The organism is Paenibacillus apii (assembly GCF_011043685.1).
Classification (GTDB): domain Bacteria; phylum Bacillota; class Bacilli; order Paenibacillales; family Paenibacillaceae; genus Paenibacillus_AQ; species Paenibacillus_AQ sabinae.
The window spans coordinates 113,850-138,477 of sequence record NZ_JAAKGU010000007.1 but is presented as its reverse complement, the minus strand read 5'-3'; the positions used below and the strand labels follow the sequence as shown (position 1 = coordinate 138,477).

Below are 24,628 nucleotides of genomic sequence, written 5' to 3'. Positions count from 1 at the left end.
AACGCTTGGACCGTGATGGCCCAAGCGTTTGTATTTTACTCAGTGAAAAGAGAGAGCTAATATCTTATTGTGCTTTTACAGATTCAGCAGCCTTAATACCCGCTTGACGGCCGAAAATAATGATTTCGGCTACGGAGTTGCCGCCGATGCGGTTTTGGCCGTGCAGGCCGCCGGTGACTTCGCCTGCGGCGAAAAGGCCCGGGATCGGCTTGCCTTCTTTGTTCAGCACTTCGGTGTTCGTGTTGATCTTCACGCCGCCCATGGTGTAGTGGACTCCGGGGCCGATCTTGATGGCGTAGTAAGGCGCTGCGGACAGGTCGTTGTCCATTCCTGTGGTTCTGCCGAATTCGGCATCTTTTTTATTTTTTACACTGCTGTTCCAAGTACCCAGTGTCGCTTTCAGCTGATCCGCCGGGACGTTGATTTCTTTGGCCAGCGCTTCGATGGTGTCGGCTGTTTTCACAAAGCCCATTTTTTCATACTGCTGAATCGCTTTAGCACGGGATTTCACGCCGGAATCAAACACCAGATAAGCGGATTTTTCGGTAAGGGCATTGATGGCTGCCGTGACATTGTCGCGAGTGTCCAGCTCGTTAACGAAACGCTTGCCGTCTTGGGCAACGAGGATGGCGCCTTCGCCGCGAACCGCTTCCCCGATGAGATAGGATTTTTCCTGCTGTACGGTCGGGTGAACCTGAATTTGATCCATATCCACGGTTGTACCGCCAACGCTGAGAATCATCTTAATGCCGTCGCCGGTGCTGCCTACTTGGTTAGTGGTCACATATCCTTTGAGATCCGGTCTGACTTCTTCAATCATTTCCTTGTTGGCCCCGAATCCGCCGGTTGTCACAATGACAGCGTCGGAAGTAATTGTTTTTTCGTCGGTTTGGTTGAAGAGGACTTTCACACCGTTAACTTTGCCGTCTGCTTGTGTAAGCTCCTTCACGTCGGCGTTAACAAACAGCGGAATCCCTTGTTCTCTTACATTCTTCACCAAACCTTTGACCAGGTATCCTCCGATCGCGGAGCCGTCTTCAGGACGGTGTGTGCGCTTTTCGTTCATTCCGCCGGTAATCGTGAGATTGTTCAATCGGATGCCGATGGAATCCAGCCAATCGATAGCACTTGCGGAATTGTCAACGAAGAAACGAAGCATTTCTTTATCGTTGGTGTCATGGCCGCCTTTTAAGGTCTCTTCATAAAATAAATCATTGCTGTCCTGAATACCTTGCTCTTGTTGGAATTTCGTCTGCGAAGCGTTCATCCCCGAAGAGGATTTGGTCGTGTTGCCGCCGGCAACCGGCATTTTTTCAAAAATAACCGGGTTCTTGCCGTTCGCTTTGGCTTCAAGTGCGGCAGTCATACCGGCACCGCCCGCGCCAACAATGATGATATCGTATTTATCTTTCAGTTGATCGATCGGCGTATACTCGACTGTAGACGCTCCCGAAGTGGCTTCAGCTGTTGCTTTGGCGGTTGGTCCCGCAGTTGCTCCAGCAGCTTCTTTGTTTTCCGTGTTGTTGCCCGCATTCCCGCTGCCGCATCCCGCGATAACAAGCAGGACCGAGAGAACGAGAATAAGAGCCGGTAATACTTTCTTGTTCATTGGTTAACCCCCCAGATTTAAATCTCTGTTTTTAAGATGAAAGAAAGAAGGAAATAAAAAAACAAAGGAGTAACGGACGAAATGGGAAGTGAAGGAGCGCGAGCCTGACTTTAATCTCGGACTTCAAATCTTGTTTCGAGTTACGTCCCCAGTCTCCAAAATGTTCCTCTTTAGTTCATGATATTAAGTATACCATTACCCTTGTTTAGTTGTGAAGTATTTCACAAATATTTTGAAAGAACTTTTTGATAATTTTTCAGTACAATTTTCAAAGCGATGTACAGTAGGGGCTTGCAGAATGGAGGATACTTTAAGCTTGACTTCCGGTAACAATGATATACTTGATGGATACGGGCGAAGATGGGGTAGACATAAATCCAAACTATATAAGATGAACTTTTAAATATGACATCAGGGTAAGGAGTAACGAAGGGGGAAGTTTGGAACTGTAGGAGCGATAGCGATCGCCTTTGTCTCCGGATTTCAACCGCGAAGAGTGGATTAAATCAAGAAATCTGGAGATGGGCAGCGGCCGGAAGTCCAAACGTTTCTCGTAGTTGCGACTGGGTTCTGATGGGGAAATCTTTAGTTCAGCTTATATAGCAGGGGGAATCTATGAATATGAATGTGGAGAAAAATGAATTCGATTCGGAATTTTGTCATGTGGAATATATGCCTGAAGACAATATCGTATTTCTAACATGGAAAAAATTCTGCAGCTATGATGACTATAGAACCCCAACATTATTTTCTTTGGAGCTGCTTAAGAGATATCCAGGCAGTAATTTTGTCGTGGATGCAAGAAACGGATTTGAAGATGAACAAGAGGATGTGGAATGGGGATTTTCCGTGCTGCTTCCGGCTATGGCCAATACAGATTGCGAACATGTTGTATTCATCTTAAATGAAGTTACCGAAATCGAAGACGAGATGGATATGTGGACAAAAGAGTTCATGAAGTATTTTACAGTGAAGAGGGTTAAAAGTTATGAAGATGCAGTCAAGTATATAGTGGGGCAATGATCACTAATGCCAGTAACAGGGGGAATCCAGTACATACCCCAATATGGAGTAGAATCATAGCGCATGTTAAAGGAAGTAAAGGGTCATGAGGAACGACTCGTGTCATTGAATTATTCGCTCCTCGTGTTATAATAAAGCCAGAAACTGCGTACAATGCAAAGAGAGCCGTGCTTGCAACACGACTCCCCGAGCAATAGCCGCTTTTAAGGGCGGCGGCTTAACAGGTTAGGCCTCATGAAATAGACCGCATCCTTGGACTAGGGCGGTCTATTTCTTTTTGAGGTAATTGAGCAGAGCAATAATGAACATGCCAAACATGAACATTAAAGACAGCGCTTGATAAACCTCCACAGGCATCACCTCCCTTCACGGGAGATTAGCCGACCGCCCTTGCAAGCCGTTCTATCGCTGCTGTGATTATACCATGAGGGTACTACACAAGGAAGATATTTACATGAATATAGAACATAGGCAGTGTTCTGCTGTTATAACATCCAATCGGGAACTTGTGAGTTCTTCAGTTGGACCCGTTCTGGCTAATTAATTCCATCGGCTGCGAATATCGTCAAAGCGTACCTTTCAGCTCTAAAAGAATGGCCACTCCATCGGATTCCTTACTCAACTCAAAATCCGCCCCAGCGTCTCGTCGCTATGCAGCAGCTGCTTCGCCTTCTCGCGCATCTCCGGCAGGTGCAGATATGTCCGGCGGGACGGCTTGATGGACGGGGCCAGGTCAATCGCCCGTTCGAAATCCTCGCGCTTCATGCCGAGCGTCGCGACGAAATCGAAAAATCCGGTTTCGCCCAGGAATTTGCGGACCCGTTCCACCCGGTGCTCCTGCACGAGACACATCAGGTAAGAGGCTACGCCCACCTGAATGCCGTGCAGCTGCGGCCGCTCCACAAGCTGATCCAGCGCGTGGGAGATCAGGTGCTCACTGCCGCTTGCGGGCGCGCTGCTTCCGGCAATCTCCATGGCGATTCCGGAAAGCGTAAGGGAATCCACAATCTCTTTTATAAAAAAGAACTCGCGAATATCGGTATAGGGCATGCGCACAATGCTGTTCACCGATTTCTTGGCCATCATCACCGCGAAGTCGTTCACCCGGGTAGCGCCGCGGGATTCCTCGAACCGCCAGTCGAAGACCGCCGGGATTTTGGAGAGGATATCACCCAGTCCGCTGTACAGGAACTGAATCGGCGAATTCCGGACAAGGCCAAGGTCGACCAAAATGCCGTAAGGCATCCGGGCCGGAACCGACGTGCGGCGCCCGTCAACATAAAGGGAACAGCCGGAGCTCGCGAAACCGTCATGGGCGACCGAGGTCGGCACACTGATAAACGGGAGTCCGTTTAGGAACGCCATATATTTCGCAATATCCAGCCCCTTGCCTCCCCCGATACCGACGATGGCCTCGGTGCGGGCCGGAAGCGTGAAGGCCGTGCTCGCAATCACCTCCAGGCTGTTGTCGAGAACATCCCGGTTGTCCAGAATCTCCAGCTGCGTTTGCTCCGTCAGCGATTGCACGATTTGCGGCTCGCATAGCGGGCGGATGCCTTCACCGAAGCAGAGGACGATGCGCGAGAACCCGGCCTTGCCAAGCAGCTCTCCAAAATGGGAGAGCACCTGGTCGCCAACCTCCAGAAGCGCGGGGATGGATACTTCATGGGCCTGGCGCTTCACTTCGGCCACCCGTTATCGTTCAGATAGCCGGAAATGGCGTGATAATCATCAACCGGTACATGACTTACGCCGTCCCGCTTCAGCAGCTCACGCAGCTCCCCGCGGGCAAAAGCGATGTCGGCCGCTTTGGCCGCTTCGAGGTCCGGCTCGCTGTCCCCGGCAAATAAAACGGTGCGGTAGCGTCCCCGGATATCCTCGAGCACCTTGCGTTTGTCCAGCCCGAATACTTCCGAGAAGAAAGGGTTGGCGGTGTCGGGAGCAATCCGCAGCGCGCCGTTTTCGTGCACGGCCGGCATGGAAATAACCGTTACATTCGGGATCTCCAGCACCTGCAGCAGCCGCTCGATATACCAGGACGTGCCCGCGCTTACGATATAGAAGTCGCCGCCTCGGGCCTGAACCTCGTTAACAAACTCGATGGCTCCCGGCGTGAGCGGAATTTTGCGTATCTCGTCAAGCAGCTGCTCCTCCGTAAGATTCAGCTTGCCAAAAATGATGTTCAGAAACTCCACGTTAATTTTTTTCGTTTTTTTCCAATCCTGATAGAATTGGTGCCCCCATTCCGGGAAGAACCGGTCGATCATCAGATGGTAGAAATCCCGCTGTGAAAGCGTGCCGTCAAAGTCAGAGAGAAAAGCAAATGGCTTCATTGGTATGGACCTCCCAGAATAAGAACAAATGGTATCTCCCCTTAAGATTACCATACTTTTCTTTATTATTTATGCAGCACTTCATTTCCGAACTCGCGCGCTGAAAATTTTCAGAAAAATATTTAAAATTTTATTGAATAATGCGCTGACCTGACTTATAATGACGACATGAAACTGGTATACAAGTTGGTATTCAAGTTGAATGCCATACTCGCTGGAGCACGCTGCATGTTATAGGGAGGGATGGGGCAATGGATGGATGAGCTGTCGTTTACTAGTGTCGGCATCGACATCGGAACCAGTACAACCAAGCTGATTGTCAGCAGGCTTCGTTTGGAGAGGGTATCAGGCGCATTCCATTTGCCCCGCTATGAAATCGCCGAACGGGAGCTGCAGTATGCCAGTCCGATCTACTCTACGCCGCTGCTGTCCCAAGATGAAATCGACATGGATGAAGTTGCCCGGATTTTGCGGGATGAATACGATCATATCGGTTTGAGCCTATCCGAGGTCAAATCGGGAGCCGTCATCATCACCGGAGAGACGGCGACCAAGACGAATGCCCGGCGGGTCGTGCATTACCTGGCGGAACGTTCAGGAGATTTTGTCGTAGCTGCCGCCGGAGCGGATCTGGAAGGCCTGCTCGCCGGTAAGGGGTCCGGTGCCGAACAACGATCCAGGGAGATTCCGGGAGTTGTGGCCAATGTCGATATCGGGGGCGGGACCGCGAATGTCGCTTATTTCCGGAAAGGGAGAGCGATTGGCACGGTCACCTTCCATGTCGGGGGGCGGTTGATCCGACTGGATGATCAGGGTAATGTTCATTCGGTTTCCCCGCATATGCTGAAATGGCTGCAGGAACGCGGGACTCCGCTGACGGCTGGAAGCAAGACGACCCCGGATCAGCTCCAGGGGATAGCCGCCGCGATGTGCGGCGAAATGCTGGCTTATTTGGCCAAGGGAGCGGTTGACTCATCCTTTCGGCATTTAATCGCCGGATCGCCGCCCGCCGGACCGTTACCGGAGATAGACGAACTTATGATTTCCGGCGGGATCAGCACCTTGATGGCGGACCGGGAAGTTCCGGAATCCATGGCCGCCATTGCCAGGTACGGAGACATCGGACCGCTTCTGGCCAGCTCACTTTGGCAGCAAGAAGACCGGTGGCCGTTCCGGATCGTCACCTCCGCACAAACCGTACGGGCGACCGTTATCGGCGCCGGTATGCAAAGCGTCGAAATCAGCGGCTCGACCGTACATATTGATCCGTCTTTGCTGCCGCTCCGGAATCTGCCGGTCCTCCATCTGGAGTACACGGAAGTGCAGCTCGAGGAGTGGAACCGGGCGGTCGATGATGCCATGCTGGAGGCCGCAAGGTACGCTCTGCCGGAAGCCGAGGCACCTTGCGCCATCGCTTTTAGCGGAGCGGTTATTCACTCATATGCTGAACTGCAGACGGTGGCCCAAACGCTGCTTGAAACATTTACCGGTCATTTTCCCGATGCGAAAATAATGACGGTTGTCTGCGAGCATGACATGGCCAAGGCGCTGGGCCAGGCGTTGTGGATCCGCTGCGGGAAGCGTCTCCGCATCGTGTGCATCGATCAAATCCGGGTGGAGCGCGGCGATTATATCGACATCGGGGAACCGCTGCCCGGCTTTCTCGTCCCTGTTGTAATCAAGACCTTGGCATTTTCATAACCCATCACCGATGCGGAAAGGAGGCGAATGGATGATCAAGAGCATGAACATGCTCGGGAAGACCTACCGTTTTGACAGTCTCAAAGAAATACTGGCCAAAGCGAATGAGGAGAAATCGGGCGATCAGCTGGCCGGAATCGGAGCAGCCGATACCCGCGAACGGATTGCCGCCAAATTTGTGCTGGCTGACCTGACGCTGGGTGAAATCAGGAATGATCCGCTGCTGCCGCCCGAAGAAGATGAAGTGTCAAGGGTGATCGAAGAGGCAATCGACGAGACGGTGTATGACGGGATTCGGAACTGGAGCATTGCCGAGCTGCGCGAGTATATTTTGTCCCATAAGGCCGGTCCGGATGATCTGAAACGAATCGGTACCGGGATGACCAGTGAAATGATTGCCGCGGTCGCCAAAGTGATGTCCAATCTGGATTTGATTGCGGCGGCCTCCAAAATCCGCACGGTTACCCGGTGCAACACCGAAATCGGGCAGCGGGGCGTGCTTGCGACAAGGGCGCAGCCGAATCATCCCTCGGACAGCATTCCCGGCATTTTGGCCGCGATGTACGAAGCGCTCAGCTATGGCATCGGAGACGCGGTCATCGGGATCAATCCGGTGATTGATTCGGCGGAGAGCGTCCGGGCGATTTTGTCCGCAACCAAAGAGGCGATGGACCGGTGGAGCATTCCCACCCAGAATTGTGTCCTGGCGCATGTAACGACCCAGATGAGAGCGATCGAGCAAGGAGCCCCGATGGATTTGCTGTTTCAAAGCCTGGCCGGAACCGAGCAGGGCAATAAGGGCTTCGGCGTAAATATCCGGCTGCTGGACGAAGCGGATGAGCTAATGCGCATGAAGGGGGCTTCAAAGGGGCCGAATCACTGGTATTTTGAAACCGGGCAGGGCTCGGAGCTGTCCTCATACGCTCATTTCGGGATTGACCAAGTGACGCTCGAATCGAGATGCTACGGGCTGGCCCGGAAATACAAGCCGTTCCTCGTCAACACCGTTGTCGGTTTTATCGGACCGGAATACCTGTATGACAGCAAGCAGGTCATTCGGGCCGGATTGGAAGACCATTTTATGGGCAAAATGCATGGGCTTCCGATGGGGGTGGACGTATGCTATACGAACCACATGAAGGCGGAGCAGAACGATATGGAGAACCTGGGCGTGCTGCTGGCGTCGGCGGGCGTCAACTTTCTCATCGGCGTGGCGATGGCGGACGATTGTATGCTTAACTACCAGTCTCTCAGCTTCCATGATCTCGCCGCCCTTCGGGAAACCTTTGCCCTGCGACCGGCACCGGCGTTCGAAGAATGGCTCGTCAAGATGGGGATTATGGCGGGCGGGCGGCTGACGGAAGCGGCCGGCGATCCGACCCTTTTTATGGGATAAACTACATTTGCGGAGGTGCGGCATGCAAGACCGCGAGAAATTGGAGGCGTTAAAGAAGAGCACTCCGGCACGGATCGGGGTGGGGCGCGCGGGAACCCGGCCGCTGACGCACACGATGCTGCAATTCCGGAGAGATCATGCCGCCGCCGTGGATGCCGTGTACGGGGAAGTGGAGGAGACGATCCTTCGTGAGCTCGGATTATTCACCGTTGAGACCTGTTACGGGAACAAGGAAACCTATTTGAAACGCCCGGATCTCGGACGCATCATTACCGACGAGGGCGTAGCGGTTATTCGGGAACAATGCGTCAAGCAGCCGCAAATCCAAATTGTCGTATCCGACGGTTTGAGCGCCGACGCGATTAACGCGAACCTCCCCGATGTGTATCCGGCCCTGCTTGATTCCTTGAGAGCCAATGATCTGAACTGGGGCACCTCATTTTATGTGAAAGGGGGGAGGGTCGCCTGCATGGACCACATCGGGGAGGTGCTGCAGCCTGAAGCGCTGGTGCTCCTGATCGGCGAACGGCCCGGGCTGGTAACCGCCCAATCGATGAGCGCTTATATGTGCTACAAGCCCCGCAAAGGGACGATGGAATCGGACCGGAATGTCATCTCGAACATTCACAGGGGCGGGACGCCTCCTTTGGAGGCGGCGGCGCATATCGGCACGATGCTCAGAGGGATGCTGGAGCGTCAGACGAGCGGCACGAATTTTTTCTAAAAAGGGAGGGGGAAGCCGCATGCATGTGGTGGAGCGTGACCAATTCGTATTCAGTTTCTCCTGGAATCACCCGCCGGTATTGACCGTGCAGAGCGGAGAGCGGATTGTTTTACGGACGAATGACTGCTTCTCGGGACAAATCCGGGGGGATCAGGATCTTGTTACTTCCATCGACTATGGAAAAATCAATCCGGCGGCCGGACCGGTCTTTGTGGAAGGTGCGCAGCCGGGGGACGTACTAAGGGCAGAGATTATCCGCATCTCGCTTGACGGCCAAGGCGTGATCACGACGCTTCCGGACATCGGAACGTTAATTCACCATTCGGAGATCCGGTCGAAAACGGTGCAAATCCGGGAAGGGCGCGTGCAGTTCTCCGAGAAGATTGAGTTCGAGTGCGCCCCGATGGTCGGGGTCATAGGCGTGGCTCCTTCGGAGGGCGAGGTCGCTTGCGGGCATCCCGGCCGGCACGGCGGGAATCTGGACTCGAGCTGCATCGCTGAAGGCGTAAGCGTGTATCTGCCGGTGTTCGTTCCCGGCGCCCTGTTTGGTCTTGGCGATCTTCACGCCCGCATGGGCGACGGGGAAATGTGCGGAACCGGAGTGGAAATCGCCGGAGAAGTCGAGGTTCGCCTGACCGTGCTGAAGGGCATACCGCTTGCCGCCCCCGTAGTCGAAACGAAGGATTCCTGGCATTCGATCGCAAGCGATCACGATGTTCTGGCGGCAATACGGCAGGCGAGCGAAGACATGCAGAGCATGATTGTCCGGAGCTGGGAGCTGACGCCGACGGATGCCTATTTGCTGATGGGGGCCGTAGGCGACGTCCAGATGAGCCAATGCTGCAAACCATGTCCGGTAGAGACGGTTGTTCGGGTACGCATGCCCAAGCTGGAAGGAATGCCTGGATTGGCCGAATAGATAAAATTTTAACTTTTCCATTGAAAAGGAGGGACGTTTATTTTATATTAAACTTGTATACAACTTGGTATACAAGTATCGCGTGCCAATCGCATGCCGTAAAGGGTGAATTCTGTTGATAGAGAAAAACGATAAGGTTCTTTTAAAAGATACCGCATACGACAAGATCAAAGAAAAAATGATCCGGGGAGATGAGGAATATACCTCGGAGAATACGCTGGTTCAGGAGTTAAGCATGAGCCGGACTCCGATCCGAGAAGCCTTAAACCGGCTTCAGTACGAAGGATTCCTGAAAATATTGCCCAATCGGGGTATCGTCTTCACCGAGCTGTCCGCCGAGGAGCGCAATGAGCTGATCGATATGAGGATCGCCATTGAGACTTATTCGCTGAGGCAAGCCGCTGACCGGATTACCGACAACGATATTCTGGAGCTTACCCGCATCATCGGCATACAGGAAGAGGCTTACCATGCAGGAGATTTTGCCGAACTGGTCGAGAAGGACGCGCTGTTCCATCACTACCTGCTGGAGATCGTCGGGAACTCGCAATTCATCAAGATGTACCGTCACGCGAGGGAGCGGCAGTTCACGGTACGGGCCGGAAAATGGCTCAAGCATCAGCCGGATGTGCTGCAGACCTTTATAGAAGAGCACAGAACCATTTTGAACGCGATCATCCGGAAGGATTTCTCCGCTGCGGTTCAGCATCTGGTGGAGCATTTGGAAAAAGGGAAGCTGTAACGCTTGAAACGACAGGAGGCGGCAATGCTTTGAAATTACGAGTAGTCATGGCGCAGCTGGAATCGACATCGGACAAGCAGGTGAACTATGAAAAAGCAGTAAAAGCCGTCCGGGAAGCCGCTAGCGGCCACTTCGCCCAAATGGTTGTTTTCCCCGAAATATTTATGAGCTTTTTTCCCGCACACACTCCAAAGCATATCATCGTGAATGACGCCGAGACACTGGAGGGTCCGTTTGTCACCGGCATGAGGAAGCTGGCGGCCGAGTATGGCGTATGGCTGATATTCGGAATGAAGGAATTGACGGATGAGCATAAGGCGGACAGGGTGTACAACACGGTAGTTATTGTTGATAGCGGCGGCTCGATCGCCGGATCGTACCGGAAGACCCATCTGTATGATGCTTTCGGGCTGAAGGAATCCGATACGATCATGCCGGGCGACCGTCTTTTCGAGCCGATTCAGACCCCATTCGGCAAGCTTGGATTGTTCGTCTGTTACGAGCTTCGCTTCCCCGAGATCGCCCGCTATCAGGCGGCCCGGGGGGCGGAAATCATTATTGTCCCCTCCGGCTGGGTTCGCGGGCCGATGAAGGAGCGGCATTGGAGCCATTTGATCACGGTTCGGGCATTGGAAAATACGGTGTTCATGATTGCCTGCAACCAGGTGAGCGATTTCTACAGCGGACAAAGCCTTGTCGCCGATCCGATGGGCGTCCTGATGGCCGCCGGTCCGGAGAACGAAGCATTGATCGCTTGTGAAATCGATCTTTCCCGAATCGGAAGCGTACGTACCAAGCTGCCATCGTATGAACAGCGAAGACCCGAGCTGTATTCCCCTGATTTGATCCCGGAAGGAGCTGATTGTAATGAATAAATTGAGCAAGCTGCTGCATAATCAACAGTCCGCCTACGGGATGATCGTAACGCTGAAGGACCCAGCCGTCGTGGAGATGCTGGGACATGCCGGGTATGATTTTGCCATCATTGATATGGAGCATACGACGATCGATTTCGGCCTGGCGGAGCATATGATCCGGGCGGCGGAATGCGTGCAGGTGTCCTCGGTGGTCCGAACTCCCCAGAATGACTATGGCGCCATGCTGCGTGTTCTCGAAGCGGGAGCAGACGCGATCATGGTTCCCCATCTCACCACACGGGAACAGGCGGAACGAATCGTCGGCACCGCCAAATACCGTCCGGTCGGCTCCCGCGGACTCGACGGCTCTTCAAGAGCCGCGCAGTATGGCACTACTCCTTTCCAGCAGCATCTTAAACGCCAAAATGAACGGGTCACCGTGATCGGCATGATTGAGGATGAATCGGCTTTAACCAATCTGGACGATATTGTCAGTGTCCCCGGACTGGATTTGCTCTTTGTCGGTCCTGCGGATTTGGCCGCTTCCTTTGGCTGTCAGGAGCAATTCGATCATCCCATCGTTGTAGAGGCCATCGAGGCGATTGTCCGAACGGCGCGCGAGGCCGGGCTTGGCGTCGGCATTCCGGCTTTTACGGCGGAGGAGGTGGACAAGTATTCCAAATGGGGAGCCAATTTTTTCACAGTTCCTCCTATTGATACGCTCCTCTTCAGCCGGGCAATGACCGCCCATCTAAGCGATGTGAAGCAAAATGAAAGGTTGTCCATGAGGTAGGCCTTAACGGCGTCTTGCCGTTCATATGACCAAACTTAAGGAGGAAATGAAGTATGCGATGGAATCAGGCGGGGAAGGCAGTAGGACTAATGTTAATTGTGTTGGCTATGATTTTATCCGCATGCGGTTCGAATCAGGGAGCGGCCGAAGAAGCGGAAGGCAAGGGCATGGTTATCACCTTGAAAGGTGACCCTGTCGGCTTCGATCCCCAAAATACGACCGACACCATTTCCAGCCTTATCAATTATCAAATCTACGACAGGCTGGTTACCTTCAACGAAAATATGGAGATTGTCCCTCAATTGGCCAAAAGCTGGACAACCTCGGAGGACGGCAAAACCTGGACCTTCGAGCTTAACACGGGCGTCACCTTCACCGATGGCACTCCGTTTAATGCGGAAGCGGTAAAGACGAGCTTCGAGCGGGTAGCCGACGAAGGCAAAAACTTAAGTCAGCATTCGCTGGTGGGTTCCTTTATCGATAACATTACCACGAACGGCGAGACCGAGGTTGTCTTCCACTTGAAAGCCCCGCAGGGAGCCTTCCTGGGGAACCTGGCTTCCGTTGCCAGCAGTATTCTCAGTCCCAAGTCCATTAAAGAGAACGAGGAAGGCATCGCCAAAAGCCCGGTGGGAACCGGACCGTTCAAATTGAAAAAGTTTACGACCGGGGATGCGGTGGTGCTTGAAGCCAATAAAGAATATTGGGGCGGAGCGCCAAAGCTCAGCACCGTCACCTACAAAAACGTTCCCGAAACCGCCTCCCGGGTCATCATGCTCGAAAATGGAGAATCCGACCTGATGGAAGGCGTTCCGATTACGGAAATCGAGCGGCTGAAGCAGAACAGCGAGCTGGTCATCAATCCGATCAAGGCCAACCGGATCGCGTACATCGGGTTCAATACAACGGTCAAGCCTTTTGATCAACCGGCGGTGCGCCAGGCGATGAACTATGCGATCGACAAAGAAACGCTGGTGAACAAGCTGTATGACGGCCGGGTTACCGTGGCCACCTCCGCCATCGCGTCGAGAACGATCGGGTACAGCAATGTAGGATCCTATCCTTTTGATATGGAAAAAGCGAAGCAAATGCTGAAAGACGCGGGAGTCGTACCGGGGAATTACACGTTCCGGTTAATTCTGGCCGCCAATGTCGTCCAGGACAAGCCGGCCGCCGAATTTGTCCAGAACAGCCTGCAGCAGTTGGGATTCAATATTGAGCTGCAAACACTGGAGCTCGGCACCTATTTAGAGACGCTTAAAGACCCCGGCAAATACGATTTGTTCGTCAGAGGCGCGCTTGCGACCACCGGCGATGCGGACCCCTTGTTCCGGGATGCCCTGTTATCGACCAGCGCTACGAATTATGCCCATTACAACAATCCGGAGGTCGACAAATTGATACTCGCGGGGCAAGCGCAATTCGACCCGAAGCAGCGTCTGGAAAGCTACGCGAAGGTGCTGGAGCTGGTCAAGACCGACGCGCCGTGGATTTTCCTTCATGAGGATATGGCTCGCTACGGCATGTCCAGGAAGGTTGAAGGAATCACCTTCCTCCCTACGTATGTCTATGATTTGCGCAAGGCGGTCAAGAACTAAAGAACATTGAATTGAAGGAGGAATCCTTTTGTTAAGCTATGTCGTCAAACGGGTGCTGCAAATGATTCCAACCTTGCTGGGTGTATCTCTCCTCTGCTTCATCATCATCCACTCGGTTCCGGGGGATCCGGCGCATTTAATCGCGGGAGTCGATGCAACGGACGAGCAGGTGCAGAGCGTAAGGGAGCAACTGGGTCTGGACAGGCCGTTAATGGAGCAGTATTTCAGCTACGTGTCCAATCTGGCCAAGGGCGATCTGGGCGAGTCGATGCAATCCGAGCGTCCGGTCCTGGAGGAAATAATGACACGGTTCCCCAACACGATCCTGCTGACGGTGTTCTCCGTTGTCATTATGGTGATCGTCGGTCTGTTTGCAGGCATCCTCTCCGCGACGAAGCCGAACAGCATCAGGGATAATGTAACGATGATGTTCTCGCTGTTCGGCATATCGATGCCGGTGTTCTGGTTCGGCACGATGCTCATTCTGTTGTTCTCTTACTACTGGCCCCTGCTTCCTTCCGGAGGAAGCAGCGGGTTCCAGCATTTCATTCTTCCGTCTGTCGTTCTGGGGCTGTCCTCCTCCGGTGTGCTGGCCAGGTTAACCCGCTCCAGCATTCTGGAGGTGATTCATCAGGATTTTATCCGTACCGCGCGCGCCAAAGGAGTTAAGGAAAGACTCGTCGTCTACAAGCACACCTTAAAAAATGCGCTCATCCCGATCATTACGATCATCGGCCTGGAGTTCGGCACTTTGCTCGGGGGCGCGGTTCTGACGGAGACGGTGTTCTCGATGAACGGACTTGGCCGGTTTATTATCCAATCCATCCAGTTCCGGGATTATCCGGCGGTTCAGGGCTGTATCCTGTTCGTGGCCACGATATTCGTCGTTGTGAATCTTGTCGTTGATCTGTGTTACAGCGCTGTGGATCCGAGAATCCGATATGAGTAGGAGGGAGCGTAAGCAATGAGCAAGACTTCGATCCTTCTGATGTCCCAGGAAGCAGGGGAACCGGCATATGAGCGGCGCTCGCCATGGATGCTGATGATTCAGAGGTTCAAAAAAAATAAACGCGCCACTGTGGGATTATGGATGGTTTTGATTTTTGTCTTTGTCGCAATTTTCGCGAGGTGGCTGGCGCCGTATGATCCGATTGCGCAGAATATGCAGATTATATTGAACGCCCCTTCGCTGAGCCATCCGTTCGGGACGGATGAATACGGCCGGGACATTTTATCGCGGGTGATTTACGGAGCGCAAATCTCTTTGATGGTTGGAGTTGTCGGGGTGCTGATTTCCATCGTATTCGGCGTCGCTCTCGGCACAGTCTCCGGTTACTTCGGCGGAAAAGCCGACATCTTGATTATGCGGATTATGGATGTGTTTATGGCGTTTCCAAGCTTCCTGCTTGCGCTCGCTATTGTCAGCGTACTCGGCCCGGGTATGGTGAACGTGATGATCGCGATCGGCATTTTCTCGATACCCGCCTTTGCGAGGATTTCCCGCAGTTCGGTCATGTCCGTAAACAGCAAGGAATATATCGAGGCGGCAAAATCGATGGGCTCCGGCCATATGCGAATCATATTCAAGCATGTGATTCCTAACAGCATTGCGCCAATTATCGTCTTGTCCACGATGCGTATAGCGACAGCCATTCTTACCGCGTCCGGACTAAGCTTTCTCGGAATGGGCGCCCAGCCGCCGACGCCGGAGCTGGGGGCGATGCTGAGCTCGGGCCGGGACTATTTAAGGTCGGATCCTTATGTCAGCACGATCCCCGGCCTGGCTATCATGTTTATGGTGCTGGCCTTCAATATGCTGGGAGACGGGATCCGGGACGCGCTCGATCCGAAAATGAAGCTGTAAATGCCGTACACAAGAAGGAGGGTAGGCTTTGGAACGTGAACTGCTGGCGATAAAAGGGCTCAAGACTTATTTTTATACGGATGAAGGGGTGGTCCCGGCTGTTGACGGTGTGGACATCACCATCCGGGAAGGTCAGACCGTTGGAGTTGTGGGAGAGTCCGGCTCCGGAAAAAGCGTCACCTCCTTAACGGCGATGCGCTTAACCCCGGGGAAAGTGATGGAAGGCTCCATTCAGTTTGACGGCAAAAATCTGCTCACTCTGTCCGAGCAGCAAATGCAAGATATCCGGGGCAATGAGATGGCGATGATCTTTCAAGAGCCGATGACTTCGTTGAATCCGGTGTTTACGGTCGGACAGCAGATCGGGGAAGCGGTTCGGATTCATTTAAAATACGGCAAGAAGCAGGCGAGAGCCCGTTCCATCGAGATGCTGAAACTTGTCGGGATTCCCAGACCGGAACAGATTGTAGACGAGTATCCCCATCGTTTATCGGGAGGGATGAGGCAGAGGGTGATGATTGCGATGGCCATGGCGTGCAATCCCAAGCTGCTGATCGCCGATGAGCCAACGACTGCACTCGATGTAACGATTCAGGCGCAAATTCTGGACTTGATGAAAGAGCTGAAATCGGCGCACGGTACGGCAATCCTGCTCATTACGCATGATCTTGGCGTCGTAGCGGAAATGTGCGACCGCGTAGTGGTCATGTACGGAGGCAAGGTTGTGGAAGAAAGCGACGTGATTACGCTCTTTACCGAACCGAAGCATCCCTATACGCAAGGGCTGATGAAGTCGATGCCGACGCTGGACTCGGAGGAGAAACGGCTCTACTCGATCAAGGGAAGCGTGCCGGCTCCCGGCAGCTTGCGGGAAGGGTGTTATTTTGCGCCCCGCTGCGAATTCGCGATGGATGTCTGCCGCAGACAAGCGCCGCAGCTTACGGAAATCGGGCAGGGACACTTCACAAGATGCTGGCTCCATGCATCCGAGGGAGGGGAACAATCACAATGAAGCAGTCTTTGGTTGAGGTCAGAAACTTAAAGAAGTATTTTCCGATAAAAAAAGGGATCTTTGGACGGACCGCAGGCCATGTAAGAGCGGTGGACGGACTGGATTTCACGATTTATAAGGGGGAAACTCTCGGTCTCGTAGGGGAAAGCGGCTGCGGGAAGTCGACGACGGGAAGAACGCTTCTCCAACTGCTCCATCCGACGGAAGGCCAGGTCTATTATCAGGGAAGAAATCTGGTGGGCCTGTCTCCAGCCGAACTCCGGAAGGTCCGCAAGGATATGCAGATGGTATTTCAGGACCCGTACGCTTCCCTCGATCCCCGCCTCACGGTCTTCGATATTATCGCCGAGCCGCTGGAGATTCACAACGCTGCCCAAGGAAAGGAGAAAACGCGGCGGGTCGAGGAGCTGCTGAATACCGTCGGTTTAAGCAGCTATCATGCCAAGCGGTATGTGCATGAATTCAGCGGCGGGCAGCGGCAGCGGATCGGGATTGCCCGGGCGCTTGCACTAAACCCCATGCTGATTGTCGCCGACGAGCCGGTATCCGCCCTGGACGTATCCATTCAGTCCCAGGTCATCAATCTGATGCAGGATCTGCAGGAGCAATTTGATCTGACGTATTTATTTATCGCCCATGATTTAAGTGTGGTGAAGCATATCAGCACCCGGATCGGCGTGATGTACTTGGGAAGGCTGGTGGAGCTGGCGGACAAGCGGGACTTGTTCGATTCCCCCAAGCATCCGTATACCCGGGCTTTATTGTCAGCCGTCCCGTCGCCGAGTCCGTTGATCAAAAAGGAGCGGATTGTGCTGCAAGGGGATGTCCCAAGCCCGGCCAATCCTCCCTCGGGCTGCACGTTCCATCCGAGATGCAGCGAATGTATGGACATATGCAAGACGGACAAGCCGGAGCTTATGAAAGTGGAGGGGCGCTACGTCGCCTGTCATTTGTACTCTTAAATGCGAAAGTGAGGCGGACAAGCCTGGGCCGGAGTATATCGCCGGACGAAATCAACGTAAGCGGAGGAGAGCAGGCCATGAGATTGAACGGGAAGCCATCGATAACGCCAGCAAGCGGCGCAACTTCGTTATATGCCTGCCAATACGATCAAAGGTTTTCTTACTGCGCCTATATTCCAGGCCCATCTGCCGAACCCGGTCCAACGAAGCGCCCGCTGCTCGTCGTGATTCACGGGACGGACCGTTCCGCCCAGCGGTACAGGGACGCATTCCAGGATTTTGCCGACAGCACTGGCACCGTTGTCCTCGCTCCGCTCTTTCCGGCAGGCATCGGAGAGCCGGGAGAGCTGAATTCATACAAGATGATTAAATACCGCGACATTCGTTTCGACCGCGTGTTATTGGCGATCATTGAAGAGTTTAAGGCCCGATATGGAATTTCGGAGCAGCAGTTCCTGCTGTTCGGATTTTCTGGCGGCGGACAATTTGTTCACCGTTTCTTTTACCTTTATCCTGACCAGCTGCTGGGGGTATCGGTTGCCGCACCGGGCAACGTTACGCTGCTTGATCCCTCCATGGATTGGTTTACGGGAACCCGTGACTTTAAGGAACAATTCGGCACGGATCTTCGGATAGAGGAGCTGCGCCGTGTTCCCGCCCAATTGGTCATTGGAAGCGAAGATAAGAACATTCTGCCAAGCGGCAAGGATAATCCGTTTTGGCTACCGGGCGTTGAAATTGCCGGTAATACGCGGCTGGAACGAATCCGGTCGCTGAGGGATAATTGGACATCGAATGGGATTCGCGTCCGGTATGATGAAGTTCCGGGCGCTGCCCATGAAGGTATCAAGCTGTTGTCTCCTGTGAAAGATTTTCTAGCGGAAACATTGAAGGCGAATGACCACCATCTCAAATGAAGAAGGAAGGGATTATATGCAGGTTAGAAAAGTAATCCTCAACATTCATCTGACTCTAAGCTTGTTGGCCGGGCTGTTCATTGTCGTTCTCTCCTTGACGGGCACCGTTCTCGTATTTAAAAATGAGCTTACCCAAGCCATGTATCCGGAGCTGTTTAAAGTGACCCAAGGGGAGCGGATTTCTTATCAAGATGCTCAAAAGTCCATTTTGTCCCAATATCCCGAAGCGCAGTTTCTGAGAATTTACACTCCCGATGAACCGGTTACAAATGGCTCGTTCCTGTTCTGGATCAATAATGACGGCGAAAGGGTGTATGTATACATGGACCCTGCCACCGGGAACATACTCGGAACGCTGGATGAGAGCGCCTTTCCCAATAAGCTAAGCGTGTTTCATCGCAATTTACTGCTGGAAAAATATCACGGGTTTGAAATTGTCGGGATCGTCGGCTTCATGTTCACGTTCATTCTCATATCGGGTCTTTACCTGTGGTGGCCGGGAATCAAAAGTATGGCGCAGGGCTTCAAACGAAGAAAGGCCACGAATCCGTATATTAAAAAGAATGACCTTCACCGTTTAATCGGGGTTTATTCCATCCCTGTCCTCTTGATCATCGCATTCACCGGCGCCGTCTATCCGTTTAGCGAGAAGATATTAGGCTGGTTCGGCACAGGCTGGACGCCGCCGGCCCAGAAGCTTGCCGTTCAAGTTAAGCCTGAAGGCAGGCTGCCTGTGGACGAGCTGGTCCGGCTTGCCGAACAGACCACGCCAAGCAGCAAAGCAACCCTGATTATTCTGCCTGCCAAACCAGAGAAGAACATTGACATTCGTCTAACCCGTTCCTATGACCCCGGAGCCGGACATACCGGAAATGTGAAGGTGTGGATGGACCCGTACAACGGGCAGGTGCTGGAGAAATGGGACCCCAAAATCAATAACGTCTTTTACCAAACGTGGGTATTTCCTCTGCACACCGGCGCTTATGGAGGAATCATCACCAAAGTCTTGTATTCCATCGTCGGTTTGATGCCTTCCATACTGATGTTTACCGGCATTTATATCTGGCAGTATAAAAAAAGACGGCGGAAAAAACAGCAGGCCGAGGTTCAGCTGAACGCGTCGTAAACGAATATCTTCTTAACGGTCTAATGGTTACGCCAATACGGGTGTAACCATTTTTGTTGCCCACCCTGATCATTGAAATACCCATTCAATTTATTCGATCCAAGAATTTCACCATAATATTAATAAATTCATCTGGCTTCTCAAAATGGATATCATGTCCTGACTTAATAGTAATCATTTCATTGTCTTCGATTAAGCTGTGCATTTTCTCGGCATCTTCATCGCTGTTAGCGGCATATAGCACCCCGTCTTTACCATAAATTGTAGCGGCCTTGATATAAACAGAAGGTGATTTTATATTTGCTAAAGTTTCTTCTTGATCTAACCCTTCAAACCACGAACCCATATAGAAAGTTTCTGCAAAATTCAAATCAAAATTGTCCAAGTAGAGTGTTCCATGAATCCAAGAATACGGGATATACCATAATTTCAAAGCCTCGCCTGGATGTTTTTCTCGAAAATATCGCGTACTCCTAGCTACAAAAGATCTTACATTCCCAAATAATCCCCAAAAATAGCTGTTCTCCGTATAGTACACGACATAATCATCCACTTCTGTTTGATTTCTAAAGTTATGAATCATCTCAAAGCTATCTTTCCATACAAAGGTATTTTGCATTTCTGTTGGCTCCACACTGAAGAAGGGCGGGTCTTCTAAAACAACCCCTAACACATCCTCAGATGCATTCGCTGCAACCCATGCTGCCAGTATTCCACCAGAAGAATGCCCCGATACTACCGCTGGTTTGCCTATAATATTTTGTATAAACCAGACAAAATCTTGACCCATTGAAACACCCGTATACTTCACAGCATCATGACTGGATTCACCGTGGCCATGACAATCAATAGCAAAGATGTGATAATACTTAGACAGTTCTGGCAAAACTCTTGAATAGTCCTCCCATTGCATACTCTGTCCGTGGATTAACAAAAGCGCCGGTCCATGATCTGGTCCCTCTGCATAGTTTAGTTTTGTTCCATCCTCTAATGTCAACTGCTTTTCTTCAAAACCAGCATTAAACGTTTTCTCCAAAGGTTTCTCATCGTAATGCAAATTCTTATAAGCGCATACAGAAAGAAAGATTGCAATAACCACCACTGCTATGACCATAACAAGCAACAATATCGGAATACCTCCTTCATAATGATCTTTATCTCTTTAATCACTGTTTTCCGGTTATTGAAACCTACTCACCCTCTTCATCCACACTCTCTTTGGCTATAAAAACATTCTCAATAAAGTGCATGAGTCTATCTTGCTTTAATAAAGCTATCCCTTGATCTTCATCCCCTAAGACCATTAAGCTGTCTCCTGCAGAAATGTTGAAAATCTCTCTGGCTCCTTTCGGAATAACAATTTGTCCTCGCTCCCCAACTTTAACAAACCCAAACATGTGCTTTCCCTTAGGCTGGATTGCTATCCCCTCTTTAGCCTCCGAATGTTTAACTAAATCATCCAGTGTTACATCATAAAGCTCAGCTAAAGCAAGACATTTGTTGATATCAGGTACTGTCTCACCATTCTCCCACTTTGCAACTGCCTGTCTTGAAACTCCGATTCGATCCGCTACATCTTCTTGCGTGTATTTGTGGGATTGACGCAACTTTTTCAAGTTAGTATTGATCATACATTTCAAAACCTTTCTATCAACTATTATATTGAACTCTCCCCAATGGTACACCAACTGAAAATAACATTTAAAGTTACTCTTAATATACGTAAGCGTCAAATTGCCCCCGCCTTGTGATCAGATGAGGGCGCAAGTAAACTCAATTGTTTTGGCCAGTATTTTAACGGATCGGGCGGTGAAGCCGTGTCGACTGCACCAGACTTTCATGATCTGCCCGCTGGCTTGATAGTGGCGATGGGTTAGATTTGACGCTTACCGTTCATCTGCAACAAAACCCTCCAGCTTCACGTTTCATAAGTAGTCAGATCAAAGGAGGGTGTTCAGAATGAGAGTAATAAAGTTTATAACGTTTCCTTTGCTGGCTCTCGCTCTTATGATTGCCGGATGCAGTCAAACCCCGGCGAGCCAGCCCGCCAAGGAAGAGCCGCCCGCGGAAGTTGAAGTAGAGCCTTTAAACAAAGAGAAAATCCTGACGCTTTTATCTGAAGCAAACGAGATCGATCATCAATTTACGGTCGGGAAGTCACATACGGAAGAGGAAATCTTTTCCCATTATGATTCGTATTTTACCCGCAGTTATGTGGAGCGTTTGATCCTCGGCGGAGGAAACCTGAAGAAACAAGGAGAACGGTGGGTCATCGCGAATGAGGGAGGCGAATTTCTGGAGGGGACTTTTATGAACGAAATCGATGAAGCTGCGGTTAAGATCGATACGGCGGAAGATGGAAAAACAGTCACGGTCACCAACAAGGTGGGAGACGGTCTTTATGCTCCCCATGACGAAATCATTACCCTCATATACACGGACAGCGGCTGGAAAATCAATGATCTGAAGTGGGATGATTAGTCCGGTATTCATGGTTGAAGAACCCCCAGCGTTTCAGTAAGCTGAATATATAAGGGGGAAGACAGAATGACGATACGATTGCGCGGGCACCACCTGCTCTGCCTGCTGGGATACCGCGGGATGGGATATTCCGCGGATTTTTGCGTGAACATGACGGGGATTTATGAGACCCTTCGAACGAAGCCGGATACCCGGATCGAAATTGTCAAAGGCGTAGATGACATTTGCCGCGCGTATCCGCCGGATAAAGAGAATCATTGTGACGGAACCGTGCATGAACTGGATCAGGCGGTATTGGCCAAGCTCGGACTTGTGCCCGGTTTTCGGGGAGAGTGGCAGGAGGTGTGCGGGTATGTAGCCAGGCAGGTAGAGCCTTCCGACATCGAGAATTTATGTGTAACCTGTCCGTGGAAATCCTACGGGGTATGCCAGGAGGGCGTGCAGCTGGTTAGGGAAGGCAGACAGCTGCCGGAGGTTAAACCGCAGACGTAATTGCCATTAGGATCGGGATAAGGATTCCAGGCTGGCGCCAAATGACCGGAAAGCTTGAGCAGGACCGGGGGCGCATATCAGAGCGTTTCGGTAGGCTGATTCCCATCAAGCGACAGCCACAGCCATTGCAAAAACCTGCGCATCACAGCAAACAGGCATCTGCTCCAACAGGAAGGCACAGCGTACAAAACTACGCAGCCTTCTTTTTTGTGTCCGCCTGAGATTTGTTGATGTAATTTTTCTTGATTTGGTTTAGCATATAGAGAAGAACGTAAACGCTTACTCTGGAAGCTGCATGGTTCGTTCTTATTAGAGGGTGAGGGATAGACTTGAGAATTAAAACGAATACATTAGGCTTTCGGCTCATACTTCTTTTTGCCGCCATAACGATTCCTCTTCTGGCCGTGCTTTTTGCGGCGGGCTACTATGCCAAGGATGTCGTGCTCGCGCAGGTGTCCAAATCGTATCAGAATCTGGTCAACTCCAATCTTCAAATGATCGAAAAGAGTCTGGATGACATCACGACAAATATGATTGACATGGTTGATCATGACGAGAACTTCCAGAGGTTCGGGCGGCCGGGCCTTTCGGATTCCGATTATTATTTTGCCCAGATGGGGCTGATTCAGCGAAACCAGGCTTACCAGGCCTATTACCATACCGTCGATATGTTCTACGCCTACTCGAGGCCCAATGATGTGCTGGTCACCTCCAACATTCTCGGCTCTACGGAAAGCTATATGGACAATATCAAAAACTGGATTACCGGCTCCATTCAACATCCCGAATCGTTGGAGAAATTGCTGTATAAATGGTCGATCGTGCGGATCGGAGACGAATATTTTTTGAACCGCATCCTCAGCGACGATCTCACCAATAACGCCTATATGGGGGCCTTGATCAATATCAATTCACTGAAGTCCGCACTGGGAAGCCTCAATCTGCAGGCAGGGGGAGACATCCTCTTTGTCGGCAACGACGGAGTTATGCTGTCCTCTCCTTCCGCGTCTCTCGGGGAGGGCTTCCGGCTTCCGGCGGATAAGATGAGCAAGAACTCTTCCTTTTCGATAACGAAGGGAGACAGGCGTCTCTTTGTCATCTCCAGCCAATCTCCCGAGGTTGGCATCAATATGGCGATTGTCCTTCCTAATTCCGAGCTGCTTCAGGGGCTGAATGATTTTCAGACGCTGGTGAATCTGCTGCCGCTGTTTGTCTTGCTGATTCTGCTTCTGTGTCTGTATATTTTCCGCCGGACGGTCATCCGGCCCATTCTGAAGCTGCTCAGCGCCATTCACCGGATTCGGGGCGGGGCGATGGAGACGAAGCTGCCGGATTCCAAATTGGTCGAATTTCAAAGCATCAATCACGCTTTTAACAGTATGGTGGAGGAAATTCAGTACCTGAAGATCGATGTGTACGAGGAGAAGCTGAATGCCCAGAACGCCGAGCTCAAGCATTTGCAGGCGCAGATCAATCCCCATTTTTTCCTCAACACGCTGAACATAATCTACCAACTGGCGGATTTGCAGCGGTATGAGCTCGTGAAGAAGACCGTCCGCCATTTGGTGCAGTATTTCCGGTTTATGCTGCAGTCGCAGAGAGACACGATCACGCTCAGCCAGGAGCTGGAGCATATTCGCAACTACCTGGAAATTCAGAAAATGCGCTATCAGGATTCCTTTGATTTTGACATCCGGATTGCGGATGAGTGGCTTGGCGCCTGCATTCCGTCCCTGCTCATTCAGCCTTTTGTGGAGAATGCCATGATTCACGGCATGAGTCTTAAAGGCGAGTCCTTTATGCTTCAGATTACGGTGAGTCCATGCGAAGACAAGGAAGGGCTGATGCGCATCGAGGTGCGCGACAACGGCAAAGGCATGCCGGATGAGAAGCTGGAGGAGCTGAATGCCCCCGAATATGCCCCGGCATCCGAGGACAAGCATATCGGGATTTGGAATGTAAAAAGGCGGATCGCAATGCGTTATGGAGAACAGGCCAGGATCGATCTCAGCCATAGCGAGCCGAAAGGTCTCCGAGTGACGATGATTCTGCCGGCCGAATATTTCTGAAGGAGTGAGA

24 protein-coding genes are annotated in these 24,628 nt (G+C 51.8%); 18 read left to right on the top strand and 6 right to left on the bottom strand.

Annotated features, from left to right (window positions below):
* Nucleotides 1–64: 64 nt before the first annotated feature.
* Nucleotides 65–1,609: a flavocytochrome c gene (locus tag G5B47_RS16010; protein WP_165099931.1), complete on the bottom strand. Its 1,545-nt coding sequence runs from the start codon at nt 1,607–1,609 to the stop codon at nt 65–67.
* Nucleotides 1,610–2,230: 621 nt separating this feature from the next.
* On the opposite strand from G5B47_RS16010, the gene G5B47_RS16005 reads away from it, so the two are divergent.
* On the top strand, nt 2,231–2,632 hold the full coding sequence (locus G5B47_RS16005; RefSeq protein WP_206107393.1) for a hypothetical protein: 402 nt from the start codon (nt 2,231–2,233) through the stop codon (nt 2,630–2,632).
* Between the two features lie 267 nt (nt 2,633–2,899).
* Here G5B47_RS16005 and G5B47_RS25945 read toward each other — a convergent pair whose 3' ends face one another.
* The 3 genes from G5B47_RS25945 to G5B47_RS15995 all read right to left on the bottom strand — a co-directional run bounded on the left by G5B47_RS25945 (nt 2,900) and on the right by G5B47_RS15995 (nt 4,965).
* Nucleotides 2,900–2,989, bottom strand: a complete 90-nt coding sequence (locus G5B47_RS25945) for a putative holin-like toxin (RefSeq protein ID WP_268958508.1) — start codon at nt 2,987–2,989, stop codon at nt 2,900–2,902.
* A 261-nt stretch (nt 2,990–3,250) separates the two neighbouring features.
* Nucleotides 3,251–4,315, bottom strand: a complete 1,065-nt coding sequence (locus tag G5B47_RS16000; RefSeq protein WP_165099926.1) for an iron-containing alcohol dehydrogenase family protein — start codon at nt 4,313–4,315, stop codon at nt 3,251–3,253.
* Nucleotides 4,312–4,965 carry an MtnX-like HAD-IB family phosphatase gene (locus G5B47_RS15995; protein WP_165099923.1) on the bottom strand — a complete coding sequence of 218 codons (654 nt, stop codon included), beginning with the start codon at nt 4,963–4,965 and terminating at the stop codon, nt 4,312–4,314. Before G5B47_RS15995 ends, G5B47_RS16000 begins: the two co-directional genes overlap by 4 nt.
* A 243-nt stretch (nt 4,966–5,208) precedes the next feature.
* Between G5B47_RS15995 and G5B47_RS15990 the strand changes: the two genes are divergently transcribed.
* The 14 genes from G5B47_RS15990 to G5B47_RS15925 all read left to right on the top strand — a co-directional run bounded on the left by G5B47_RS15990 (nt 5,209) and on the right by G5B47_RS15925 (nt 19,576).
* Nucleotides 5,209–6,666 carry an ethanolamine ammonia-lyase reactivating factor EutA gene (locus tag G5B47_RS15990; RefSeq protein WP_235957192.1) on the top strand — a complete coding sequence of 486 codons (1,458 nt, stop codon included), beginning with the start codon at nt 5,209–5,211 and terminating at the stop codon, nt 6,664–6,666.
* Nucleotides 6,667–6,697: 31 nt separating this feature from the next.
* Nucleotides 6,698–8,062 carry an ethanolamine ammonia-lyase subunit EutB gene (locus tag G5B47_RS15985; RefSeq protein WP_165099921.1) on the top strand — a complete coding sequence of 455 codons (1,365 nt, stop codon included), beginning with the start codon at nt 6,698–6,700 and terminating at the stop codon, nt 8,060–8,062.
* Nucleotides 8,063–8,084: 22 nt separating this feature from the next.
* On the top strand, nt 8,085–8,786 hold the full coding sequence (gene eutC, locus G5B47_RS15980) for an ethanolamine ammonia-lyase subunit EutC (RefSeq protein WP_165099919.1): 702 nt from the start codon (nt 8,085–8,087) through the stop codon (nt 8,784–8,786).
* 19 nt (nt 8,787–8,805) lie between these two features.
* On the top strand, nt 8,806–9,705 hold the full coding sequence (locus G5B47_RS15975) for an acetamidase/formamidase family protein (protein WP_206107392.1): 900 nt from the start codon (nt 8,806–8,808) through the stop codon (nt 9,703–9,705).
* Between the two features lie 115 nt (nt 9,706–9,820).
* Nucleotides 9,821–10,447 (top strand): GntR family transcriptional regulator, encoded by a 627-nt coding sequence (locus G5B47_RS15970; protein WP_165099916.1) that lies wholly within the window; start codon nt 9,821–9,823, stop codon nt 10,445–10,447.
* 29 nt (nt 10,448–10,476) lie between these two features.
* The gene (locus tag G5B47_RS15965; RefSeq protein WP_165099914.1) at nt 10,477–11,322 is read left to right on the top strand and encodes a carbon-nitrogen hydrolase family protein; all 846 of its coding nucleotides are present in this window, start codon (nt 10,477–10,479) and stop codon (nt 11,320–11,322) included.
* On the top strand, nt 11,315–12,097 hold the full coding sequence (locus tag G5B47_RS15960; RefSeq protein WP_165099911.1) for an HpcH/HpaI aldolase family protein: 783 nt from the start codon (nt 11,315–11,317) through the stop codon (nt 12,095–12,097). The genes G5B47_RS15965 and G5B47_RS15960 overlap by 8 nt, the downstream gene beginning before the upstream one ends.
* A 53-nt stretch (nt 12,098–12,150) precedes the next feature.
* Nucleotides 12,151–13,695, top strand: a complete 1,545-nt coding sequence (locus G5B47_RS15955) for an ABC transporter substrate-binding protein (protein WP_165099909.1) — start codon at nt 12,151–12,153, stop codon at nt 13,693–13,695.
* Nucleotides 13,696–13,723: 28 nt separating this feature from the next.
* Nucleotides 13,724–14,644: a nickel ABC transporter permease gene (gene nikB, locus G5B47_RS15950; protein ID WP_165099906.1), complete on the top strand. Its 921-nt coding sequence runs from the start codon at nt 13,724–13,726 to the stop codon at nt 14,642–14,644.
* A gap of 15 nt (nt 14,645–14,659) precedes the next feature.
* Complete coding sequence (gene nikC / locus G5B47_RS15945; protein ID WP_206107391.1) at nt 14,660–15,559, top strand: nickel transporter permease; 900 nt, start codon at nt 14,660–14,662, stop codon at nt 15,557–15,559.
* A gap of 28 nt (nt 15,560–15,587) precedes the next feature.
* A complete protein-coding gene (locus G5B47_RS15940; protein WP_165099904.1) occupies nt 15,588–16,571 on the top strand; it encodes an ABC transporter ATP-binding protein in 984 nt (327 codons plus the stop codon).
* On the top strand, nt 16,568–17,533 hold the full coding sequence (locus tag G5B47_RS15935; RefSeq protein WP_165099901.1) for an ABC transporter ATP-binding protein: 966 nt from the start codon (nt 16,568–16,570) through the stop codon (nt 17,531–17,533). The genes G5B47_RS15940 and G5B47_RS15935 overlap by 4 nt, the downstream gene beginning before the upstream one ends.
* Before the next feature lie 77 nt (nt 17,534–17,610).
* A complete protein-coding gene (locus G5B47_RS15930; RefSeq protein WP_165099899.1) occupies nt 17,611–18,450 on the top strand; it encodes an alpha/beta hydrolase in 840 nt (279 codons plus the stop codon).
* 16 nt (nt 18,451–18,466) lie between these two features.
* Nucleotides 18,467–19,576: a PepSY-associated TM helix domain-containing protein gene (locus G5B47_RS15925; protein WP_165099897.1), complete on the top strand. Its 1,110-nt coding sequence runs from the start codon at nt 18,467–18,469 to the stop codon at nt 19,574–19,576.
* 85 nt (nt 19,577–19,661) lie between these two features.
* Here the strand turns inward: G5B47_RS15925 and G5B47_RS15920 are convergent, their stop codons facing one another.
* Nucleotides 19,662–20,702, bottom strand: coding sequence for an alpha/beta fold hydrolase (locus G5B47_RS15920; RefSeq protein WP_206107390.1), 1,041 nt, complete (start codon nt 20,700–20,702; stop codon nt 19,662–19,664).
* A 64-nt stretch (nt 20,703–20,766) separates the two neighbouring features.
* Nucleotides 20,767–21,207, bottom strand: a complete 441-nt coding sequence (locus tag G5B47_RS15915) for a helix-turn-helix domain-containing protein (protein WP_165099895.1) — start codon at nt 21,205–21,207, stop codon at nt 20,767–20,769.
* Nucleotides 21,208–21,535: 328 nt separating this feature from the next.
* Here G5B47_RS15915 and G5B47_RS15910 point away from each other — a divergent pair, with 328 nt between their 5' ends.
* The 3 genes from G5B47_RS15910 to G5B47_RS15900 all read left to right on the top strand — a co-directional run bounded on the left by G5B47_RS15910 (nt 21,536) and on the right by G5B47_RS15900 (nt 24,618).
* Nucleotides 21,536–22,057: a hypothetical protein gene (locus G5B47_RS15910; RefSeq protein ID WP_165099893.1), complete on the top strand. Its 522-nt coding sequence runs from the start codon at nt 21,536–21,538 to the stop codon at nt 22,055–22,057.
* A 66-nt stretch (nt 22,058–22,123) separates the two neighbouring features.
* Nucleotides 22,124–22,549: a DUF1284 domain-containing protein gene (locus G5B47_RS15905; protein WP_165099891.1), complete on the top strand. Its 426-nt coding sequence runs from the start codon at nt 22,124–22,126 to the stop codon at nt 22,547–22,549.
* Between the two features lie 329 nt (nt 22,550–22,878).
* On the top strand, nt 22,879–24,618 hold the full coding sequence (locus G5B47_RS15900; RefSeq protein WP_165099889.1) for a sensor histidine kinase: 1,740 nt from the start codon (nt 22,879–22,881) through the stop codon (nt 24,616–24,618).
* Nucleotides 24,619–24,628 lie beyond the last annotated feature (10 nt).

What these genes read in the sequence shown, in the direction of transcription:
- G5B47_RS15910 (WP_165099893.1), top strand. Translation starts at nt 21,536, where the DNA reads ATGAGAGTAATAAAGTTTATAACGTTTCCTTTGCTGGCTCTCGCTCTT.
- G5B47_RS16005 (WP_206107393.1), top strand. Translation starts at nt 2,231, where the DNA reads ATGAATGTGGAGAAAAATGAATTCGATTCGGAATTTTGTCATGTGGAA.
- G5B47_RS15995 (WP_165099923.1), bottom strand. Translation starts at nt 4,965, where the DNA reads ATGAAGCCATTTGCTTTTCTCTCTGACTTTGACGGCACGCTTTCACAG.
- G5B47_RS25945 (WP_268958508.1), bottom strand. Translation starts at nt 2,989, where the DNA reads ATGCCTGTGGAGGTTTATCAAGCGCTGTCTTTAATGTTCATGTTTGGC.
- G5B47_RS15905 (WP_165099891.1), top strand. Translation starts at nt 22,124, where the DNA reads ATGACGATACGATTGCGCGGGCACCACCTGCTCTGCCTGCTGGGATAC.
- G5B47_RS15985 (WP_165099921.1), top strand. Translation starts at nt 6,698, where the DNA reads ATGATCAAGAGCATGAACATGCTCGGGAAGACCTACCGTTTTGACAGT.
- G5B47_RS15930 (WP_165099899.1), top strand. Translation starts at nt 17,611, where the DNA reads ATGAGATTGAACGGGAAGCCATCGATAACGCCAGCAAGCGGCGCAACT.
- eutC (WP_165099919.1), top strand. Translation starts at nt 8,085, where the DNA reads ATGCAAGACCGCGAGAAATTGGAGGCGTTAAAGAAGAGCACTCCGGCA.
- G5B47_RS16010 (WP_165099931.1), bottom strand. Translation starts at nt 1,609, where the DNA reads ATGAACAAGAAAGTATTACCGGCTCTTATTCTCGTTCTCTCGGTCCTG.
- nikC (WP_206107391.1), top strand. Translation starts at nt 14,660, where the DNA reads ATGAGCAAGACTTCGATCCTTCTGATGTCCCAGGAAGCAGGGGAACCG.
- G5B47_RS15960 (WP_165099911.1), top strand. Translation starts at nt 11,315, where the DNA reads ATGAATAAATTGAGCAAGCTGCTGCATAATCAACAGTCCGCCTACGGG.
- G5B47_RS15925 (WP_165099897.1), top strand. Translation starts at nt 18,467, where the DNA reads ATGCAGGTTAGAAAAGTAATCCTCAACATTCATCTGACTCTAAGCTTG.
- G5B47_RS15955 (WP_165099909.1), top strand. Translation starts at nt 12,151, where the DNA reads ATGCGATGGAATCAGGCGGGGAAGGCAGTAGGACTAATGTTAATTGTG.
- G5B47_RS15915 (WP_165099895.1), bottom strand. Translation starts at nt 21,207, where the DNA reads ATGATCAATACTAACTTGAAAAAGTTGCGTCAATCCCACAAATACACG.
- G5B47_RS15990 (WP_235957192.1), top strand. Translation starts at nt 5,209, where the DNA reads ATGGGGCAATGGATGGATGAGCTGTCGTTTACTAGTGTCGGCATCGAC.
- G5B47_RS15975 (WP_206107392.1), top strand. Translation starts at nt 8,806, where the DNA reads ATGCATGTGGTGGAGCGTGACCAATTCGTATTCAGTTTCTCCTGGAAT.
- G5B47_RS15935 (WP_165099901.1), top strand. Translation starts at nt 16,568, where the DNA reads ATGAAGCAGTCTTTGGTTGAGGTCAGAAACTTAAAGAAGTATTTTCCG.